At 53.4% G+C, this 373-nt stretch carries 1 protein-coding gene; it reads left to right on the plus strand.

Annotated elements, in window-relative coordinates; genetic code table 11:
- The coding region (locus tag A3761_RS25085; RefSeq protein ID WP_156492122.1) for a DUF411 domain-containing protein at nucleotides 1–317 on the plus strand (317 nt) is incomplete at its 5' end.
- Nucleotides 318–373 lie beyond the last annotated feature (56 nt).

Here is a 373-nt window from a genome sequence, read left to right on the forward strand (position 1 = left end):
CCATATATTGGTTTTTGCAATATATGGAGGCAAAATCCCTAGGACCCCATATAGTCGGTCACCCTGAATACCACTCCTGCCACACGGCGGTGACGAGTGACGGCTATGTGTTCGAAGGTCATATCCCCGCGCGCTTCGTTCAGCAGTTTCTGGAAAATCCACCGGCGGGTGCCATCGGCCTGAGCGTGCCGGGCATGCCGGCGGGCAGCCCCGGGATGGAAATGGGCGACAGGTTTATGCCTTACCAGGTGTGGTTGCTAAAAAAAGACGGTTCGGCTGAAGTGTTTGCTTCAGTGAGCAGCCGCGATCAGCAATAGGACGTATCACCATGAACATTCAATGGCGTTTTTTATTATTGTTCCTGTTGGTGGGG

The organism is Oleiphilus sp. HI0123, from assembly GCF_001635315.1.